The sequence below is a fragment of the Roseomonas sp. USHLN139 genome (assembly GCF_037145735.1).
Taxonomy (GTDB): Bacteria; Pseudomonadota; Alphaproteobacteria; order Acetobacterales; family Acetobacteraceae; genus Pseudoroseomonas.
The window spans coordinates 200,839-216,979 of the sequence record NZ_JBBCWY010000006.1 but is presented as its reverse complement, the minus strand read 5'-3'; the positions used below and the strand labels follow the sequence as shown (position 1 = coordinate 216,979).

Genomic DNA, 16,141 nt, shown 5'->3' with positions numbered 1-16,141 from the left:
CCGCCAGTTGTGATGAGACTCCAGGGCCTGTCTGTTTCATCACCATGACAACGGAAAACGGGAGCAACGGCCGATGACCGCCGAGATCGAGGACTACCCGACCAGGCCCGACGACTACCTGCCGCACATCATCGCCCGCTGCGTCGACAAGGCGCGGGCGCATCAGCGGCCCTTCCGCTTCAGCCTGAACGGCGCCACGGTGGTGGTGCAGCCCGGCCAGAGCGCCGCCGATGTCAACGACGCGGTGCAGCAGCAATGGCAGGCCGCGCGGTCGCGGCCGGCCAGCGCGGCGGGCCTGCCCGCCTAGCCGGCCGCCGCCGCCCCAGGGATCGCCGCCTCAGGGATCGAAGCGGACCCAGCCCGGCACCTGCGCCGTCAGATTGACCTCGCGCCATTTCGGATGGCGCGGGGGCTGCAGCAGCTCCGGGAATTTCTGACGGAAACGCTCGGCGAAGCGGACCAGCTTGGCGTGCCGCTCGCTGCCCGGGGTCCAGGCATAGACCGCCAGCACGGCGCCGACCGCGACGGTCTGCACGCTCGTGCCCTCGGCCACCAGGCCGGGATAGTCGGCCGGCTCGATCGGCGCCGGCAGGTAGGTCTGCAGCAGCGGCGGCCGCGGCGGCAGTGGCAGCAGGTGCAGCCCGTCCTCGGCGCGCAGCCCGGAGAACAGCCGGGCCGGCTTGCCGGTGACATAGACCAGCGCCGCGATCTCGCCGCGCTTCAGCCGCTCCAGCGCCAGGTCCTGCGGCGCGTGTACGGCCTGCACCGCGACGCCCAGCATGCCGAACAGCACCGAGGCGGTCATCGCCGTGCCGCTGCCGCGCAGGTCGACATTGACCGGGCGGCCGGCCAGATCCTCGACGCGCGTGACCTCGCGGCGGGCCAGCACATGCACCTCCTCGTCGTAGAGCTTGGCGAGGTACTGCACCAGCTGGCCGAGATTGGGCAGCAGCCGGTCGCGCGTCGCCGCCGCCAGCACATCCGATTGCACGATGGCGACGTCGATGCCGCGCACATAGAGCAGGTCGGACAGGTTCTGCAGCGAGCCCTTGCCGATCACCGGCAGCACCCGCATCGCCTCGCCATCATCCAGCACCGCGGCCAGGTCGGCGGCAATGCGGACATAGGTGCCGTCCACCCCGCCCGAGATGACGCCGATCGTGCCGGCATTGGCCGCCCGCGTGGCCTCCGCCAGGCTGCGCCCCGGGCGCGGCGTCTGCGCGCGGGCGGCGCCCGCCACCGTGCCGGCCAGCGCGCCGGTACCGGCCAGCAGGGCGGCGCGCCGGGAAAGGGGATGCATCGACATGGGGCAGGCTTCCTCCTGGGGGGGCGGCGGCTCAGGGTGCGGGCGGGCGGGCGGGCGCCGCCTCGCCCAGTTGTTCGGCCACGGCGCTCCAGCGGGCCGCCAGCGCCGGATCGGCCCGGATGCCGCGGACGCCGAGGCCAGCCAGATAGGCCGGATCATAGGTCCGCCCGAGTCCCGCCGCCGCCCGGCCGCTGCCGGCCTCGGCGGCATAGGCGAAGAGCCGGCGGGCGGCGGAGATGTCGCGCAGGGCCAGCATCTCCTCGGCGCGGCGCAGGATGGCCTCCAGCGCCTCGGGGGCGAGGCGCGGCGCTGCCACGGGGGCGGGGGCCGGGACGGGGGCTGGAACGGGCGCCGCCACGGCGGCGGCCTCGGGCGCCGGGGGGGGCGTCTCGGGCGGTGCCGGGGAGGGGGCCGGGGGCAGCGTCGCGACGGGGGCCGGGGCCGGCAGCGCGGCGGGGGGTTCCGGCGTCGCCGGAAGCGGCGCCTCGGCCGCCACGGCCGGTTCCTGCGCCGCCAGCGCGGCCGCCCGGCGCGACCAGACCAGGGCCAGCAGCGCATCCGCCGGCGTGCCCGCGGCGCCGATGCCGCGCAGGAAATCCGGCTCGTAGGTGCGGCCGAGCGCGGCGGCGGCGCGGCTGCTGCCGCCCTGCGCCGCCTGCCGGTAGAGCTGCCGCGCTGGCTCCACCGCGCCCAGCGTCAGCTGCTCCTCCGCCGCGCGCAGCAGGGCCGCCACCTCGCCGGGCGGGAGCGGCACCGGTGGCGGGGCGGCCAGGGCTTCGACAGGGGCCTCAGCGGGGGCTTCGGCCGGCGGGGCGGCGGTGGCGGCCTCGGCCATGGCGGGCGGCGGCCCGGCCGGCGGCGCCTCGGCGACAGGCGCGGGATCGGCCTCGGGCGCGGCCGGCGCCGCGTCCGGCGTGCCCCCGGCCATCTCGCGGGCCATTTCCTCGGTCATCCCGCCGGAGGTGTCACCGGACACGTCTTCCGCGGTCTCTGAGGGCGCGAGAGGCGGCGGCAAGGGCAGGGCGTCGCTCAGCGCGGTGCTCTCGGGCGCAGGCAGTACCGCCCCGGCGAGCTGCAGCCCCGCGTCATGCGGCGGCGGCTCCCCGGCCGGGGCGGCGGCATCGGGCGCCGGCTCGGCATCCCGCCGGGCCAGCTCGCGCGACAGATCGGCATCGAGCTGGTCGGCGGTGGCCAGCAGCCGGGCGATCTCCGCCTGCAGCGCCGCCATGTCCTGCGGGGGCGCGGCCGCCGGGCTGGCCAAAGGCTCCGCCGCGGGCGGCGGCGGCGCGGCGGAGGGCGCGGCAGCCAGCAGGGCGGGCGGCGGCGGGGCGGGGCCGGGCTCCAGCCAGTGCGGCAGCTGCAGGATGCCGAGCCCGCCGAGGCCGAGCAGCGCCGCCGAGCCGGCGAAGGCCAGGATCCGCGCCGGCCGCCAGCCGGCCTCGTCCTCCGGCGCGCGGGGATACCCGCCCGGCTCGACCGAGGCCGGCCGGGCGGGCTGCGGGGCATGCCGGGGGCCAGGCTGGGGGGCATGCTGGGGAGCACGGGGCGGCGCGGGGCTCATGGCGCCGCCACCGGGCCGGCAGGCGGTCGGAAGCCCGGCTTCCGGGCAGGGCAGGCCGGGCGCATCACATTCACTCACCGAGTAATTTCAATGAAAGAAATTTTCGTTTCTTACATTTACTATCGAGGACTGAAGGACACGCTATGGCCGGCCAGTAGGATCCACAATCTATTTCTTGCCGGCGCCGTCGCGGCTACCGCGCCAGGGCCGCCCGGAACCGCGCCACCCGCGCCGCCTCCCGCGCGGTGACCACCAGCACGGCGGTCGCGCCATCCAGGCTGGCGGCCAGGCCGGCGGCGAGATCGCCGCCCAGCTCGCGCCGCGCCAGCCGGTCGAGCAGGGCGGCGAGCTTCTCCTCCGGGCTGGTGCGCTCCAGGGTGAAGACCTGGGTGGTCCAGCCCTCCCGCTTCGGGATGGCGGCCAGCGCGGCGCGGCGCAGCGCGGCGCGCAGCTCGGCCCCCGGCGCCAGCCGGAAGGGGCGGCCGATGTCGCGGATATCGGCCGCATAGGCGCGGACGCGGAAGCAGCGGGCGGGATCGGTGTCGGTCATGCGGCGCAGCCTGCCATGCGCGGGGCGGCGCGGAAACCGCCGCTCAGCCGGGCAGCCAGGCGGCGGGCAGCACCGCCGCGCGGGCCGGGCGCGGCGCCTGGCGGCGGCGGGCCAGCGCGTCCTCCATCGGCATCAGCCCCTGCAGTGCCTCGTGCAGCGCGGCGCGCGTCGCCTCGCCGGCCCTGAGCAGCGGCAGGCGCGGCGTCGCGTCGCACAGCCCGAGCAGGCCGAGCGCCGCCTTCACCGGCCCCGGATTGCTCTCGGCGAACAGCGCCTGGTGCAGCGGGAAGAGCCAGTCCTGCAGCTGCCGGGCGCGCTCGATCTCCTGCTCGTCCCAGGCCTGCTGCAGGGCTGCGCAGAGCCCGGGCACCAGGTTGGCGGTGACCGAGATGCAGCCCGCCCCGCCCGCTGCCCGATGCGCCAGCGCCGTGGCATCGTCGCCCGAGAGCTGCGGCAGCTCCGCCCCGCAGAGCCGGCGCAGCGCCAGCGGCCGGGTGAGATCAGCGGTGGCGTCCTTGATCGCGGCGATGACGCCCTCCTCGAACAGCCGGGTGATGGTGGCGTCCTCGAAGCGCACCCCGGCGCGGGCCGGCACGTCGTAGAGAATGACCGGCAGGCCGCAGGCGCCGGCCACCGCCCGCAGATGCGCGCGCAGCCCCTCCTGCGAGGGCCGCAGATAGGGCGGCGCGGCGCAGAGCAGCGCCGTGGCGCCGCAGGCCTCGGCCGCCGTGGCCAGGGCGATGGCGGCCGCGGTGCCGGTGGCGGTGGCGCCGGCGATGACGGGGACGCGGTGGCCGACCGCCTCGGCGACCGCGTGCAGCGCGCGCGACTGCTCGTCGGGCGTCATCGCGGCGGCCTCGCCGGTGCTGCCGCAGACGACGACGCCAGCGGCGCCGCGGCTGACGGCGCGCTCGGCCAGCCGGGCCAGCGCGGCGGCATCCAGCGCGCCGTCGCCGGGGCGGAAGGGAGTCGCCAGCGCGGGAATGGCGCCGCCGAGCGACAGGCGGGCATGATGCATCGGCACGGGGCGGCCCTCAGGCGATCGACGACAGGATGGGGAAACGGCCGGTGACCACCAGCGCCGCGCCGGCGCCGCGGCGCAGCCGCAGCCCGGCATAGCCGAGGGCCTGGAGGCGGGCGATCAGGCGGCGGGCGAGGCGCGGCGGCGCGCCGCGCAGCCGCATCGCCAGGCGGCCGTCATGGCCGCCCTGCCGCAGCGCCTTGCGGGCGCAGCAGGCGATCGCCTCCGCCTGCTCCAGCGAGGCGACGCGCGGCGCCACCACGACCTCGGCGGCCTCCGGATGGCCAGGGGGGCGGCAGACGCCGGTGGCGGCGCGGCAGCCGCGGCGGATCGAGGCGCAGAGCAGCTCGGCGGTGCTGCCGCCGACGACGAGGACGCGGTCCTCGGTCGAGGCGTCGACGACATCGAGCAGGCCGCCATCAGGCTCGCTGGACTGGCTGAGGATGGCATGGATGCGGGCGGGGCGGGTGAGCAGGGACATCGCGGCACCGGGCAGACTGTGCGGGTCGGTGCTGTCGGCGGGAATGGGCATGGGTACCTCCACGCCGCGGTTCTGCGCCCTGCCGCCATCAAGAAGCGATGCGGATCGCGGCAGGGATTCATAAAAAGCCGATAAAGGCGCGCTCAGAAATTCCGGCTCAGCACCAGCATCACGCGGTCGTCGCAGATCTTCTGGCCGCCGGCGCAGCGGCCGCGCGCGATGTCGGTGCCGTAATAGCCGATGGCCAGCGTGACGCCGGCGGCCAGCGCGCGCGACAGGCTGGCAGACCAGGTGGCGTAGTCGGGCGTGCCGAAGCGCGGCTCGCGCTCGATCCACTGGTGGCCGAGGCGGCCGGAGGCGGTGAGGCCGAGCGGCAGCGCGACATCCAGCCCGCCCTCGAGATAGACGCCGAGGCCGGACTGTCCGAAGTAATCGGGCGAGACCGCCACCGAGCCGAGCAGGGTGACGGCGTCGAAGCTGCGGCTCGCCTTCAGCACCGCCTCGGCATAGTCGAAACGGTAGCCGCCGGCCGGCCGCGTATAGCCGGGATAACTGTAAAGAACACCGCCGAGATCCCAGGCGATGTCGAGCGCGGTGAAGCGGTAGCCGGCCAGCAGGTCGAGCTCCTGCCGCGCATCGCTGCCGGCGAAAGAAACATTGCTGGCGAAGGCGCCGAGGTAGAGGCCGCTGTCGTGCAGCGCCTCGAGGGTCAGCTGGGCGGCCGGGCGGTTGCGCGTCTGGCTGAGGCCACGGAACAGATAGTCGCTGGCGAGGGCGGGTGTCGCGCCCAGCGTCAGGCCGAGCGCCTCGACGCGAATCTGCGCCGAGGCGGCGACTGGGGCGAGAAGGGCGGCGGCCATGGCGAGGCCGGCCGCGCAGGCAAGGCGGGTCATGTCGGGATCCAGGATGGAGAAGGAGAGGGGAGCCGCGATGGCAGCCCCCCCTGGAAAAAAACTAGCGCAGCGCGTCGAGCGCCAGGTTCAGCCGCAGCACGTTGACGCGCGGCTCGCCGAGCAGGCCGAGTTCGCGGCCCTCGACATGCTCCTGCAGCAGCGCCCGCACGCGGGCCTCGGGCAGGTTGCGGGCGGCGGCGACGCGCGCCACCTGCCGCGCCGCGTTCTCCGGCGAGACATGCGGGTCGAGCCCGGAGCCGGAGGCGGTGACCGCATCGGCCGGCACCGGCCGCGGGCCGGCGGCGGCGACGCGCTCGCGCACGGCCTCCACCAGCTTGGCGCTGGTCGGGCCGAGCTGCGAGGCGGCGCCGGCCGAAGCGTCATAGCCCTCGCCCGCCGCCGAGGGGCGCGGCTGGAAATAGCGGGGTTCGGCGAAGGCCTGGCCGATCAGCGCCGAGCCCACCACGGCACCATTGCGGGTGACCAGGCTGCCGCCGGCCTGGACGGGCAGGGCGGCGCCGGCGAGGCCGGTGATGGCGGCGGGTGCCGCCAGGCCGAGCAGCGCGGTGAACAGCACCACCGTGGTCACGGCAGGACGAAGAACACTGTCCATGGCTCAGGCAACCCCCAGCAGAACTAAAAGAAAATCGATGATCTTGATGCCGATGAAGGGCGCGACAATGCCGCCCAGACCATAAATCAGAAGATTGCGCCGCAGCAGCGCCGCCGCGCCCGAGGGCGTGTAGCGCACGCCGCGCAGCGCCAGCGGCACCAGCGCCACGATGATCAGCGCGTTGAAGATCACCGCCGAGAGGATGGCGCTTTCCGGGCTGGCCAGATGCATGACGTTCAGCGCGCCGAGCTCCGGATAGGAGGCGACGAAGATCGCCGGCAGAATAGCGAAATACTTGGCGACGTCGTTGGCGATCGAGAAGGTGGTCAGCGCGCCGCGGGTGATCAGTAGCTGCTTGCCGATCTCGACCACCTCGATCAGCTTGGTCGGATCGCTGTCCAGATCGACCATGTTGCCGGCCTCGCGCGCCGCCTGGGTGCCGGTCTGCATGGCGACGCCGACATCGGCCTGGGCCAGCGCCGGCGCGTCATTGGTGCCGTCGCCGGCCATGGCAACCAGCCGGCCTTCGGCCTGGGCCTTGCGGATATAGCCCAGCTTGTCCTGCGGCGTGGCCTCGGCGATGAAATCGTCGACGCCGGCTTCCGTCGCGATGGCGGCGGCGGTCAGCTTGTTGTCGCCGGTGACCATCACCGTGCGGATGCCCATGCGGCGCAACTCGGCGAAACGCTCGCGGATGCCGGGCTTGACGATGTCTTTCAGCTCGACCAGGCCGAGCAGCCGGCCGTTCTGCGCGACGGCCAGCGGCGTGCCGCCGGCGCGGCCGATGCGCTCGACCTCCTGGCGAAGCGCGGCCGGCGCCTCCATGCCCAGCGCCTGCAGCAGCGAATCCACCGCGCCCTTGCGGAAGTTGCCGTCCGGCGTGTCGAGGCCGGAGATCCGCGTCTGCGCGGTGAAGGGCACCACCTGCGCGCCCTCGGGCAGGGTGGGCAGCGGCAGGTGGTGGCGCTCGCGCGCGAAGGCGACGATCGAGCGGCCTTCCGGCGTCTCGTCGGCGAGCGAGGCCAGCAGCGCCGCCTGGGCCAGCGTGCCGATCTCGACGCCCGGCGCCGGGACGAAGCCGGCGGCCTGGCGGTTGCCCAGCGTGATGGTGCCGGTCTTGTCCAGCAGCAGCACGTCGACATCGCCGGCCGCCTCGACCGCGCGGCCGGAGGTGGCCATGACGTTGAAGCGCACCAGCCGGTCCATGCCGGCGATGCCGATGGCCGAGAGCAGCCCGCCGATGGTGGTCGGGATCAGCGTGATCAGCAGCGCCGCCAGCACCGGCACCGAGGGCGGCCGGCCGTTCCAGGAAGCCAGGCCGACCAGCGTCGCCACCGCGATCAGGAAGATGATCGTCATGCCGGCGAGCAGGATGTCGAGCGCGATCTCGTTCGGCGTCTTCTGCCGCGCCGCGCCCTCGACCATGGCGATCATGCGGTCGAGGAAGGTCGAGCCGGGGGCCGAGGTGATGCGCACCACCAGCCAGTCGGAGACGACGGTGGTGCCGCCGGTCACCGCCGAGCGGTCGCCGCCGGATTCACGGATGACGGGCGCGCTCTCGCCGGTCACCGCCGCCTCGTTGACCGAGGCGATGCCCTGCACCACCTCGCCATCGGAGGGAACCAGCTCGCCGGCCTCGACCAGCACCAGGTCGCCGACGCGCAGTTCCGTCGCGGCGCGCGGCTGCCACAGTGTGCGGTCGTCGGCGCGCAGCAGCAGCTTGGCGCGCGCCTCGCTGCGGGCGCGGCGCAGGCTCTCCGCCCGCGCCCGGCCGCGGCCCTCGGCCACGGCTTCCGCGAAGGTGGCGAAGAGCACGGTGACCCAGAGCCAGCCGGCGATGGCGGCCTGGAAGCCCCAGGGCTCGCCGCGCAGCGCGGCGGCGATGGCGAGCACGCTGACCAACAGCGAGACCGCCTCGGTGACGAAGATCACCGGGTTGCGCAGCAGCTTCGCGGGATTCAGCTTGACCAGCGCATCGACCGACGCGCGGCCGAGCAGCGCGCGGTCGAGGCCGAGGCCGCCGGCCTCGCGCGGGCGGCCGGTGTCGGCCTGCAGTGACATGTCCATGGGATCGAGACCTCAGAAGGTCTTGCCGGCGAGCATGGCAAAATGCTCCGCCAGGGGACCGAGGGCGAGCGAGGGCAGGAACTGCAGCCCGCCCAGGATCAGGATGACGCCGGCCAGCAGCCCGGCGAAGAGGGGGCCATGCGTCGGCAGCGTGCCGCTGCCTTCCGGCGTCTTCACCTTGGCAGCCAGGCTGCCGGCGATGGCCATGACCGGCACGACATAGGCGAAGCGGCCGAGCAGCATGGCGAGGCCGAGCGTGGTGTTCAGCCAGGGCGTGTCGGCGGTCAGCCCGCCGAAGGCCGAGCCGTTGTTGCCGGCCGCCGAGGTATAGGCATACAGCATCTCGGTCAGGCCATGCGGACCGGCATGGGCCAGCGAGGCGACGGCGGCGGGCAGCACCATCGAGACGGCGGTGAAGCCCAGGATGGTCGCCGGCAGCACCAGCACCGCCAGCATGGCCAGCTTGATCTCGCGCGCCTGCACCTTCTTGCCGAGATATTCCGGCGTGCGGCCGACCATCAGCCCGGCCACGAAGACCGCCAGCAGCGCGAAGACCAGCATGCCATAGAGGCCGGAACCGACGCCGCCCGGCAGGATCTCGCCGAGCTGGATCAGGAACAGCGGCACCATGCCGCCGAGCGGCGTGAAGCTGCTGAACATCGCATTGACCGCGCCGCAGGAGGCGCCGGTGGTGGTCGCCGTGAACAGCGCGGCCAGCGCCAGGCCGAAGCGGACGTCCTTGCCCTCCATGTTGCCCTGCGCCGGATCGACGCCCAGCGCCGCCATGATCGGCGTGCCGGCGGCCTCGGCGGCATAGATCGCGAGCGTCGCGGCCAGGATGAAACCCAGCATCACCAGCATCAGCGCGCGGCCCTGGCGGGCATCGCCGACGATGCGGCCGAAGCTGACGCAGAGCGCGATCGGGATTACCGCCTGCGCCCAGATCTGCAGCGCGGTGACCAGCGCGCCCGGCCCTTCGAAGGGATGCAGCGAATTGACGCCGAAGAAGCCGCCGCCATTGGTGCCCAGATGCTTGATGGCGATCTGGAAGGCCGCCGGGCCGAGCGGGATCAGCTGCGTGCCGCCCTCCAGCGTCGTGGCCTGGACATAATCGGCGAAGCTCTGCGGGATGCCGAGGGCCACGAAGACCAGCCCGAGCACCACCGCCATCGGCAGCAGCAAATAGAGGCAGATGCGGGTGAAATCGGCCCAGAAATTGCCCAGGCTCTGCAGCCCGCCGCGCGCGAAGGCGCGCGACACCGCCATCGCCAGCGCGATGCCCGTCGAGGCCGACAGGAAATTCTGCACGGCGAGGCCGGCCATCTGCGAGAGGTAGGACATCGCCACCTCGCCCGAATAGGCCTGCCAGTTGGTGTTGCTGACGAAGGAGACGGCGGTGTTGAAGGCGAGCCAGGGCGGGATGCCCTCCAGCCCGCGCGGGTTCAGCGGCAGCAGCCCCTGCAGCCGCAGGATGGCATAGAGCAGCAGGAAGCCGGCGGCATTGACCGCCAGCATGGCCAGCGCATAGCCGCGCCAGCTCTGTCCCGCCGCCGGGTCGATGCCGCCGGCGCGGTAGAACAGCGCCTCCACCGGGCGCAGCCAGCGGATGCGGCCCCCGGCGACGGCGGCGATGTAGCGGCCGAGGGGGAGGGCCGCCGCGACCACCGCGGCGAGCACGAGCGCGATCTGCGCCCATCCGATCAGGGTCATGGGATCACAGGTCCTCGGGGCGCAGCAGCGCCCACAGCAGGTAGCCGAGCAGGCCGAGGGCGACGGCCGCGCCCAGGAGCAGGTCGAGCATGGCGGTCAGACCTTCTCGCAGGCGGCGACATAGGCGGCCATCAGGCCGAAGAAGCCGAGGCCGAGCGCCAGCAGCAGGATGTCGATCATCGGGAGGAACTCGCGCGATGGAGAACGGGAAGCCTGGTCGAGGCCTGCCGTTGCTAGGACCGCGGCGCGCAAAAATTCGATATGTCCTGCCGGGCCGCCGCGTAAAAAGCCCATAAAGGCGCGGCATCGGGGGCAGCATTTTTATGGGCTTTTTATGCCGGGGCCCGCGACCTGCTATAGCCTCTTGATGCCGCCGCCGGGTAAGGCCCGGCCGACCGTCCGGAACCGCCGCCGATGCCCCGCTGCTGATGCCCCGCTGCTGATGCCCCGCTGCTGATGCCCCGTCGCCGATGAACGAGCCGCCGCCGCGCCCGGATCCCGATGCCCTGCTGGCGCTCGTGCAGCGCGAGGGGCGCGGGCGGCTGAAGGTCTTCCTCGGCGCCGCCCCCGGCGTCGGCAAGACCTACGAGATGCTGGGCGAGGCGCAGCGCATCCGCGAGGCCGGCACCGATGTCGTCATCGGCCTGGTCGAGACGCATGGCCGCCAGGACACCCTCGATCGCATCGGCGACCTGGAGATCCTGCCGCGGCGGCAGATCCCCTATCGCGGCCAGGCGCTGGAGGAATTCGATCTCGACGGCGCACTGGCCCGCCGCCCGGCCGTGCTGCTGGTCGACGAGCTGGCGCACAGCAACGCCCCCGGCAGCCGCCACCCCCGCCGCTGGCAGGATGTCGAGGAGCTGCGCGACGCCGGCATCGAGGTCTGGACGGCGATGAACGTCCAGCACCTGGAGAGCCTGTCGGAGGATGTCGCGCGCATCACCGGCATCCGCGTGCAGGAGACGGTGCCCGACCATGTGCTGGCCGGCGCCGACAGCGTCGCGCTGATCGACATCCCGCCGACCGAGCTCCTGGAGCGGCTGCGCCAGGGCAAGGTCTATCGCCCCGACCAGGCGGCGCGCGCGCTGAAGGGCTTCTTCCGCGAGGGCAATCTGGCGGCGCTGCGGCAGATCGCGCTGCGCCGCACCGCCGAGCGGGTCGATGCCGATGTCACCGGCTACATGCGGGCGAATGCCATCGCCGGCCCCTGGCCCTCGGCCGACCGGGTTCTGGCGCTGGTCGGCCGCGACGCCACCGCCGAGGAGGTGGTGCGCCAGGCCCGCCGCATCGCCGATGCGCTGCACGCGCCGCTGCTGGCGCTGCATGTCGAGATGCTGGGCGCCCATGCCGGCTTCAGCCCCTCGCCGGCGCTGCGCCTGGCCGAGCAGCTGGGCGCCGAGGTCGCGACCACCGTCGCCCGCGACCTGCCGGCCGCCGTGCTGCGCCACGCCCGGGCGCATAATGCGACGCATCTGGTGATCGGCCGCGGCCGGCCCGGCTTCTGGCGGCGGCTGGCCGGGCGGACGCTGACCGCCGCGCTGGTGCGCCAGGCCAGCGCCTTCACCCTGCACCTGGTGCCCGCCCCCTCCGGCGTCACCCCGCGCATCCGCCGCGAGGCCGCCGGCCTGCCGCGCTGGGCCGCCTGGATCGCCGTGCCGGCGATGGCCGGCGCCACCACCGGGCTCAGCCTCTGGGCCGATGGCATCGTGCCGGAGGGCGGGCTCGGCATGATCTACCTGGCCGGGGTGGTGGCGCTGGCGGCGATGCTGGGCCCGGTGGCGGCGGCGGCCGGCGCCCTGCTCTCCTTCCTCCTCTGGGACTTCTTTTTCCTGTTGCCGCGCTACACCTTCGCCATGTCGGGCATGCAGGAGGTCACCGGCGCGGCGATCTTCTTCTGCGTCGCCCTGCTGCTGGCCGGCACCACCGGCGGGCTCGGGCGCTCGGTCAGCACGGCGCGCGCCCGGCTCGACGGCATGCGAAGGCTGGTCGAGCTGGCGCGCAAGCTCTCCGCCGCCAGCTCGACCGGCGACCTGCTCGGCGTCATCGCCCATGAGGCCGGGGGCCTGGCCGACCGCCCCGCCTGCGTGCTGCTGCCGCTCGATGCCGAGCCGGTGGTGCGCGCCGCGCGTCCCGTCGAGGCCGAGCCCGACGCCGCCTCGATGGCGGCGGCGCGCTGGGCGCTGGCGCGCGGCACCCGGGCCGGCCACGCCACCGACGCGCTGCCCTCGGCCGACTGGCAGTTCCGCCCGATCCGCACCGCGAATGGCGTCATGGGCCTGCTCGGCCTGCGGATGGCCGGCGGCGTGGCGCGCGAGATCGATGCCGAGCGCGACCGTGCCCTCGACGCGCTGATCGACCAGGCCGCCATCGCGCTGGAACGCGCCCAGCTGATGGAGGCGCAGGCGCGCAGCGCAGCGCGCGCCGAGACCGAGGCGCTGCGCTCGGCGCTGCTGGCCTCGATCGGCCATGACCTGCGCACGCCGCTGACCTCGATCCGCGGCGCGCTGGAGACGCTGCAGAATGCCGGCCACCAGCTCTCCGACGCGGTGCGCGACGACCTGCTGGCCACCGCGCGCGAGGAGACGGTGCGGCTGGCGCGCTACCTCGGCAATGTCATCGACATCGTCCGGCTGGAAAGCGGCCAGGTGGCGCCGAAGCGCGAGCCGGTCGACCTGGCCGATGCGCTGCGCGTCGCCGCCGAGCGTGTCACCCGCCGCAGCGGCCGCGCCATCACCCTCGACCTCGCGCCGCGCCTGCCCGAGCCGCGCCTGGACCCGGTCCTGCTCGACCAGATTTTTGCGAACCTCCTCGACAATGCGGTGAAGTTTTCCGAGGCGGAGACGCCGGTCGTGGTGCGCGCGGCGCGGCGCGGGCCGGAGGTCGCCATCGCCGTCGAGGACCAGGGCATCGGCGTGCCGCCCGACCAGCTGACGCAGATCTTCGACCCCTTCTTCCGCGTCCGCCGTGGCGATGCGGCGCCGGCCGGCAGCGGCCTCGGCCTGGCGATCTGCCGCGGCCTGACCCATGCCATGGGCGGCCGCCTCAGCGCCGAGAGCCCGCTCGCCGATGGCCGCGGCACCCGCATGACGCTACACCTGCCGGCATGAGCGCCAGCCGCCCGAAGCTGCTCGTCGTCGATGACGAGCCGCAGATCCACCGCTTCCTCGGCCCCGCCCTCGACGCCGCCGGCTACGAGCCGATCCGCGCCATGACCGGGGAGGAGGCGCTGCGCCTGGCCGCCACCCGGCATCCGGCGCTGATCCTGCTCGATCTCGGCCTGCCCGATATCGACGGCCAGCAGCTGATCCCGAAGCTGCGCGCCTTCCTGGCCGCGCCCATCGTCGTCGTCTCGGCGCGCGGCCAGGAGGACGAGAAGGTGGCGGCCCTCGACGCCGGCGCCGACGACTACGTCGAAAAACCCTTCGCGCTGGCCGAGCTGCTGGCGCGCATCCGCGTCGCCCTGCGCCGCGCCGCGCTGGGCGAGGCCACGCCGGAGGAGACGGTCCTCGCGGTCGGCCCGCTGACCATCGACCTGCCGCGCCGCCAGGCCCGGCTCGACGACGACCCGCCGCTGCACCTGACGCCGCGCGAATGGTCGCTGCTGGTGACGCTGGCGCGCGCCCGCGGCCGGGTGCTGACCCAGCAGCAGCTGCTGACCGCCGTCTGGGGGCCGGCCCAGGCCGAGGAGGCGCAGTATCTGCGCGTCTATGTCGGGCATCTGCGGCAGAAGCTCGGCCGCGCCGCCGGGCTGCTGCGCACCGAGCCGGGGGTCGGCTACCGCTTCGCCGAGTGAGGCGGCGGGGCGCCGTCCCGCCCCAGGCCGACGGCCAGGGCGGCGAGCAGCATCAGCGCGGTGACGGCCGCCAGCATCACCGACAGCGACACCGCCGTCAGCAGCGCGCTGGCCAGGATCACCCCCACCGCATTCGCCGTCCGCAGCAGGGCGAAGACCTCGGCGCGGCGCTGCGGCGGCGCCAGCCGGTCGAGCATCAGCGAGTAGTGCGTGCCCAGCGGCGTCAGCACCAGCCCGACCGCCACGGCGCCGGCCATGCTGGCCTCGACCGAGAGCTGCAGCGCCACCAGCGCCGCGCCCAGCGTCATCAGCCCGAGCTGCGCCGCCACCACCCGCCGCGCCGCCAGCCGGGCGCGCCAGCTGGCCCAGACGCCGCCCGCCACCGCTGCCAGGCAGAGCGGCACGGTGAACAGGAAGGCGAGCTCCGGCGCATGGCCGAAGCGCAGCGCCAGGGCGACGGCGCCGATCTCGATCGCCGCCACCGTGGCGCCGCCGGCCATGGCGCAGAACAGCCAGGGCAGGATGGCGCGGCCGGGCAGCCGGCCGCCGCCGCTGGCCGGGTCGGCCGGCTGCACCGCCTGGCGCAGCCCCGGCACCAGCAGGATCGGCGCCGCGCCCAGCGCGGTCAGCGCCAGCACCGCGACGACCGGCGACAGGCTGCCGAGGCCCGAGGCGGCGACCGGCGCGATCACGAAGGTCAGCTCGTTCAGCGTGCCGGCGATCGCCAGGGCGCGCGGCAGCCGCCCGGCCGGCGCCAGCTGGTTCAGCACGGCGCGCAGATAGCCATGCGCCGCGCCGCTGACCGAGCCGGCCAGCGCCGCCGCCGCCACCAGCCCGGCGAAGGGCGCCTCCAGCGCGGCCAGCGCCGCGACCGCCGCCAGCGCCAGGCTGCGCAGCCCGACCAGCAGCTTCAGGTAGAGCACCGCCGGCAGCCGCTGCCCCAGCCGCGCCACGGGGATCGCGCCCAGCACCTGGGCCAGGGTCATCGCCAGGACCAGCGCGGCGCCCTGGCCGGCATCGCCGGTCAGCTCCAGCGCCAGCAGCGCGAAGGCGATCGGCGCCGCCGCCTGCGGCACGGCATAGCCGGCGGAGGCGGCGAACCAGCGCAGCAGCCGCCGGTCCGGCGCCGCCGCCCCGTCAGTCGCCGGCATCGGCCGCCGCGGCGTTCAGCGCCGCGCGATACTTCGCCGCCGTGATGTTGCGGCCGCAGAGCACCACCGCGACGCGGCGGCCGCGCATCGCCCCGGCCTGCGACAGCAGCCCGGCCAGCGCCAGCGCGGCGGCGCCCTCGACCATCCAGCGGTCATGCTCGGCCAGCAGCCAGAGCGCGCGGCGGATCGCCGCCTCGCTGACGGTGACGCGGCGGTCGATGATTCGGGCGCAGATCTCCAGCGTCATGGCGCCGGGCTCCAGATTGCCGGCGGTGCCGTCGGACAGCGTCGGCTGCTCGGCGACCATGTGGATATGCCCGGCCTCCAGCGCGCGCAGCAGGCAGGGCGAGGTCTCGGGCCAGCAGCCGACCACCTCGGCCTTCGCGCCATGCGCCTTCAGCGCCGTGCCGATGCCGCCGATCAGCCCGCCGCCGCCGACGGCGACGAAGACCGCGTCGAGGTCCGGCGCCTGCTGCAGCAGCTCGAGCCCGACGCTGCCCTGGCCGGCGATGACGTCGGCGTCGTTGTAGGGCGAGAGGAAGACGCGGCCGCTCGCCTCGGCCGCCTGGCGGCCGGCCAGCTCGGCATCCAGGCTGTCGCCGTCGAGCAGCCGCAGCTCGGCGCCATGGCCGCGGATGGCGGCGAGCTTGGCCGGCGAGGCGTCGCGCGCCACGAAGACGGTGACCGGCACGCCGGCCCGCCGCCCGGCCAGCGCCACCGCCTGGCCGTGATTGCCGGTGGAGGCCGTGACCACCCCGCGCGCCCGCCGCTCCGGCGCCAGCCGGCGGATCGCATTGGCGGCGCCGCGATACTTGAAGGAGCCGGTGGTCTGCAGGTGCTCGGCCTTCAGCAGCACCTCGCAGCCGAGCAGCGCGGACAGGCCCGGGCTCGGCAGCAGCGGCGTCACCAGCATGTCCGGCGGACGGCACGCGGCGGCCTCCTCGATGGCGTCGATCAGCGGCATGGGCGGCGTTTCCTCGTTTGGCTGGCAGGTT

The 16,141-nt window shown here is 74.5% G+C and carries 16 protein-coding genes; 3 read left to right on the top strand and 13 right to left on the bottom strand.

Features of this window, described 5'->3' with window-relative positions:
- The first annotated feature begins 73 nt into the window (after nucleotides 1–73).
- Nucleotides 74–307 (top strand): hypothetical protein, encoded by a 234-nt coding sequence (locus WFI16_RS17715; RefSeq protein ID WP_419899167.1) that lies wholly within the window; start codon nucleotides 74–76, stop codon nucleotides 305–307.
- A gap of 30 nt (nucleotides 308–337) precedes the next feature.
- On the opposite strand, the gene WFI16_RS17710 is transcribed toward WFI16_RS17715, so the two are convergent.
- The 11 genes from WFI16_RS17710 to WFI16_RS17665 all read right to left on the bottom strand — a co-directional run bounded on the left by WFI16_RS17710 (nucleotide 338) and on the right by WFI16_RS17665 (nucleotide 10,454).
- The gene (locus tag WFI16_RS17710) at nucleotides 338–1,306 is read right to left on the bottom strand and encodes a TAXI family TRAP transporter solute-binding subunit (protein ID WP_419899166.1); all 969 of its coding nucleotides are present in this window, start codon (nucleotides 1,304–1,306) and stop codon (nucleotides 338–340) included.
- Between the two features lie 31 nt (nucleotides 1,307–1,337).
- Entirely contained in the window at nucleotides 1,338–2,867 is a 1,530-nt protein-coding gene (locus tag WFI16_RS17705; RefSeq protein ID WP_419899165.1) for a hypothetical protein, read from the bottom strand.
- A gap of 193 nt (nucleotides 2,868–3,060) precedes the next feature.
- Nucleotides 3,061–3,417, bottom strand: a complete 357-nt coding sequence (locus WFI16_RS17700; protein ID WP_419899164.1) for a hypothetical protein — start codon at nucleotides 3,415–3,417, stop codon at nucleotides 3,061–3,063.
- 43 nt (nucleotides 3,418–3,460) lie between these two features.
- The gene (gene dapA, locus WFI16_RS17695; RefSeq protein WP_419899306.1) at nucleotides 3,461–4,435 is read right to left on the bottom strand and encodes a 4-hydroxy-tetrahydrodipicolinate synthase; all 975 of its coding nucleotides are present in this window, start codon (nucleotides 4,433–4,435) and stop codon (nucleotides 3,461–3,463) included.
- A gap of 16 nt (nucleotides 4,436–4,451) precedes the next feature.
- Complete coding sequence (locus WFI16_RS17690; protein WP_419899163.1) at nucleotides 4,452–4,970, bottom strand: hypothetical protein; 519 nt, start codon at nucleotides 4,968–4,970, stop codon at nucleotides 4,452–4,454.
- Nucleotides 4,971–5,062: 92 nt separating this feature from the next.
- On the bottom strand, nucleotides 5,063–5,812 hold the full coding sequence (locus WFI16_RS17685; protein WP_419899162.1) for a TorF family putative porin: 750 nt from the start codon (nucleotides 5,810–5,812) through the stop codon (nucleotides 5,063–5,065).
- 61 nt (nucleotides 5,813–5,873) lie between these two features.
- Nucleotides 5,874–6,425, bottom strand: a complete 552-nt coding sequence (gene kdpC / locus WFI16_RS17680; RefSeq protein WP_419899161.1) for a potassium-transporting ATPase subunit KdpC — start codon at nucleotides 6,423–6,425, stop codon at nucleotides 5,874–5,876.
- 3 nt (nucleotides 6,426–6,428) lie between these two features.
- Nucleotides 6,429–8,492 carry a potassium-transporting ATPase subunit KdpB gene (gene kdpB / locus WFI16_RS17675; RefSeq protein WP_442970705.1) on the bottom strand — a complete coding sequence of 688 codons (2,064 nt, stop codon included), beginning with the start codon at nucleotides 8,490–8,492 and terminating at the stop codon, nucleotides 6,429–6,431.
- 12 nt (nucleotides 8,493–8,504) lie between these two features.
- Complete coding sequence (gene kdpA, locus WFI16_RS17670) at nucleotides 8,505–10,202, bottom strand: potassium-transporting ATPase subunit KdpA (RefSeq protein WP_419899160.1); 1,698 nt, start codon at nucleotides 10,200–10,202, stop codon at nucleotides 8,505–8,507.
- A 4-nt stretch (nucleotides 10,203–10,206) separates the two neighbouring features.
- Nucleotides 10,207–10,293, bottom strand: coding sequence for a K(+)-transporting ATPase subunit F (gene kdpF, locus WFI16_RS26950; protein WP_442970707.1), 87 nt, complete (start codon nucleotides 10,291–10,293; stop codon nucleotides 10,207–10,209).
- Between the two features lie 5 nt (nucleotides 10,294–10,298).
- Complete coding sequence (locus WFI16_RS17665) at nucleotides 10,299–10,454, bottom strand: hypothetical protein (protein ID WP_419899159.1); 156 nt, start codon at nucleotides 10,452–10,454, stop codon at nucleotides 10,299–10,301.
- 218 nt (nucleotides 10,455–10,672) lie between these two features.
- Here WFI16_RS17665 and WFI16_RS17660 point away from each other — a divergent pair, with 218 nt between their 5' ends.
- The gene (locus WFI16_RS17660; RefSeq protein ID WP_419899158.1) at nucleotides 10,673–13,309 is read left to right on the top strand and encodes a sensor histidine kinase KdpD; all 2,637 of its coding nucleotides are present in this window, start codon (nucleotides 10,673–10,675) and stop codon (nucleotides 13,307–13,309) included.
- A complete protein-coding gene (locus tag WFI16_RS17655; RefSeq protein WP_419899157.1) occupies nucleotides 13,306–13,995 on the top strand; it encodes a response regulator transcription factor in 690 nt (229 codons plus the stop codon). Before WFI16_RS17660 ends, WFI16_RS17655 begins: the two co-directional genes overlap by 4 nt.
- On the opposite strand, the gene WFI16_RS17650 is transcribed toward WFI16_RS17655, so the two are convergent.
- Nucleotides 13,977–15,146 (bottom strand): MFS transporter, encoded by a 1,170-nt coding sequence (locus WFI16_RS17650; RefSeq protein WP_419899156.1) that lies wholly within the window; start codon nucleotides 15,144–15,146, stop codon nucleotides 13,977–13,979. The genes WFI16_RS17655 and WFI16_RS17650 overlap by 19 nt on opposite strands.
- Nucleotides 15,133–16,110, bottom strand: coding sequence for a threonine/serine dehydratase (locus tag WFI16_RS17645; protein WP_419899155.1), 978 nt, complete (start codon nucleotides 16,108–16,110; stop codon nucleotides 15,133–15,135). Before WFI16_RS17645 ends, WFI16_RS17650 begins: the two co-directional genes overlap by 14 nt.
- Nucleotides 16,111–16,141: the final 31 nt, after the last annotated feature.

Coding starts and splice junctions, on each gene's coding strand:
- WFI16_RS17715 (WP_419899167.1), top strand. CDS start 74: ATGACCGCCGAGATCGAGGACTACCCGACCAGGCCCGACGACTACCTG.
- WFI16_RS17710 (WP_419899166.1), bottom strand. CDS start 1,306: ATGTCGATGCATCCCCTTTCCCGGCGCGCCGCCCTGCTGGCCGGTACC.
- WFI16_RS17705 (WP_419899165.1), bottom strand. CDS start 2,867: ATGAGCCCCGCGCCGCCCCGTGCTCCCCAGCATGCCCCCCAGCCTGGC.
- WFI16_RS17700 (WP_419899164.1), bottom strand. CDS start 3,417: ATGACCGACACCGATCCCGCCCGCTGCTTCCGCGTCCGCGCCTATGCG.
- dapA (WP_419899306.1), bottom strand. CDS start 4,435: ATGCATCATGCCCGCCTGTCGCTCGGCGGCGCCATTCCCGCGCTGGCG.
- WFI16_RS17690 (WP_419899163.1), bottom strand. CDS start 4,970: ATGCCCATTCCCGCCGACAGCACCGACCCGCACAGTCTGCCCGGTGCC.
- WFI16_RS17685 (WP_419899162.1), bottom strand. CDS start 5,812: ATGACCCGCCTTGCCTGCGCGGCCGGCCTCGCCATGGCCGCCGCCCTT.
- kdpC (WP_419899161.1), bottom strand. CDS start 6,425: ATGGACAGTGTTCTTCGTCCTGCCGTGACCACGGTGGTGCTGTTCACC.
- kdpB (WP_442970705.1), bottom strand. CDS start 8,492: ATGGACATGTCACTGCAGGCCGACACCGGCCGCCCGCGCGAGGCCGGC.
- kdpA (WP_419899160.1), bottom strand. CDS start 10,202: ATGACCCTGATCGGATGGGCGCAGATCGCGCTCGTGCTCGCCGCGGTG.
- kdpF (WP_442970707.1), bottom strand. CDS start 10,293: ATGCTCGACCTGCTCCTGGGCGCGGCCGTCGCCCTCGGCCTGCTCGGC.
- WFI16_RS17660 (WP_419899158.1), top strand. CDS start 10,673: ATGAACGAGCCGCCGCCGCGCCCGGATCCCGATGCCCTGCTGGCGCTC.
- WFI16_RS17655 (WP_419899157.1), top strand. CDS start 13,306: ATGAGCGCCAGCCGCCCGAAGCTGCTCGTCGTCGATGACGAGCCGCAG.
- WFI16_RS17650 (WP_419899156.1), bottom strand. CDS start 15,146: ATGCCGGCGACTGACGGGGCGGCGGCGCCGGACCGGCGGCTGCTGCGC.
- WFI16_RS17645 (WP_419899155.1), bottom strand. CDS start 16,110: ATGCCGCTGATCGACGCCATCGAGGAGGCCGCCGCGTGCCGTCCGCCG.